This is a genomic window from Fructobacillus ficulneus, assembly GCF_001047075.2.
GTDB classification, from domain to species: Bacteria; Bacillota; Bacilli; order Lactobacillales; family Lactobacillaceae; genus Fructobacillus; species Fructobacillus ficulneus.
Genome location: NZ_DF968005.1, coordinates 348,163 through 350,077 on the forward strand (window position 1 = coordinate 348,163; position 1,915 = coordinate 350,077).

Sequence of the window (1,915 nt, forward strand, 5' to 3'; positions counted from 1 at the left end):
TATTTTAAAAGAGGAGGCCGTTATCCGGCCTCTTTTTAATTATTTAAAATAGTAATTATTTATTTAAAAATTTAATTTGACAAGGCGTTTTTTCAGAGCTACACTCCTTATAGTTTCACCAAATAAGAGAGGGAAAAAGAAAATGCAAAAATATGGTGCTGATATTGTCACCGATTCGTTAGTCAACCACGGGGTTGATTTGGTCTTTGGAATTCCTGGAGCCAAAATCGACCGCTTGTTTGAAACCTTGGACCACCCAAAGGCTGGCCAAAAGGTGCCCAAGCTAGTTGTTGCCCGTCACGAGCAAAACGCCGCCTTCATGGCCCAAGCCTTTGCCCGGATTACTGGAAAGACGGGGGTCGTGATTGCGACTTCTGGACCTGGTGTTGGGAACTTGGCCACTGGCTTAATGACGGCCAACGCTGAAAGCGACGCGGTTGTTGCTATCGGTGGTCAGGTGCCACGTCGTGACTTGTACCGGTTGACCCACCAATCAACAAATTCAGTTGCACTTTTCTCTTCAATTACGCAATTCAGTTCAGAAATCCAAGATCCAAATAACATTTCTGAAATTTTGGCCAATGCCTTCGCAGCGGCTGATGGCATGAAGCGTGGGACAGCCTTTGTTTCATTGCCTCAAGACGTTGATGATGCACCCGTGTCAATTAATGCTTTGCCACCAGTTCCTAAGGCCCAACAGGGAGCCGCTTCATTGACTGACTTGGCTTGGTTAGCTGAACAAATCAAGGCCGCTAAGTTGCCAGTTTTGCTCGTTGGGGCCCGTGGTTCTGACGATGACACTGTCGCCGCTTTGCATAGTTTATTAGAAGAAACACCATTGCCCGTTGTTGAAACATTCCAGGGTGCGGGTGTAATCTCACGTGACTTAGAAGAAGAGACTTTCTTCGGTCGCGTTGGTTTGTTCCGTAACCAAACAGGGGACAAGCTGCTCCAACAGGCTGACTTGGTTGTGACCATTGGTTATGATGCCATCGAATACGAACCTCGTAACTGGAACAAGGAAAACAACTTGAACATTGTGGCTTTGGATACAACGCCAGTTCAAATCGATAATAACTTTGTCCCACAACGCCAATTGATTGGGGACTTAGCTCAATCATTGACAATTTTGACCAAGGCTGTTGCTGGTTACAAAGTGCCCGCTGCCAGCCATAAGACCCTAGTGGCCTTGAAGGAAGATTTGCGTGCTGCTGACAAGCCTTCATACACGCCAGCCGCTCCCGAATTAAACCACCCCTTGGATGTTGTTAAGGCTATCCAAGACCATGTGACCGACGAAATGACCGTCTCAACGGATATTGGTTCCCACTATATCTGGATGGCTCGTCACTTTAAGTCTTACATTCCTCGTCACTTCTTGACTTCAAATGGAATGCAAACACTAGGGGTTGGTTTGCCATGGGCGATGGCCGCTGCCATGGTCCGTCCCGATGCGAAGTCAGTTTCAGTTTCTGGTGACGGAGGATTCTTTTTCTCAGCCATGGAATTGGAAACGGCCGTCCGTTTGCACTTGAATACGGTTCACATCATCTGGAATGATAATGCCCATTATGACATGGTCAAGTTCCAAGAAGAGATGAAGTATAACGGTGCTTCTGCCGGAGTTGACTTTGGTAACATTGACATCGTCAAGTACGCCGAAGCCTTTGGAGCCAAGGGCTTGCGCGTGACAACGCCAGCCGACTTGGACGCCGTTTTGACGGAAGCCTTCGCAACTGAAGGCCCAGTTGTCGTTGACGTTCCGGTCGATTACACCCACAACTATGAATTAGGTTCACAATTAATCGAATCTGAAGGTTAAGCTCCCCTTAACCATTAGCAAATTAAAAGCCCAGCCGATCACACAAATGGTGACCGACTGGGCTTTTACTATGAATGTTAATTTGTCAGGGGA

1 protein-coding gene is annotated in these 1,915 nt (G+C 47.2%); it reads left to right on the forward strand.

Annotated features, from left to right (window positions below; translation table 11 throughout):
• Positions 1-142 precede the first annotated feature (142 nt).
• A complete protein-coding gene (gene alsS, locus AOQ29_RS06220; RefSeq protein ID WP_061993618.1) occupies positions 143-1,822 on the forward strand; it encodes an acetolactate synthase AlsS in 1,680 nt (559 codons plus the stop codon).
• The last annotated feature ends 93 nt before the right edge of the window (positions 1,823-1,915 follow it).

Excerpts from the sequence above, each read along its gene's own strand:
- alsS (WP_061993618.1), top strand. The coding sequence starts at position 143 with ATGCAAAAATATGGTGCTGATATTGTCACCGATTCGTTAGTCAACCAC.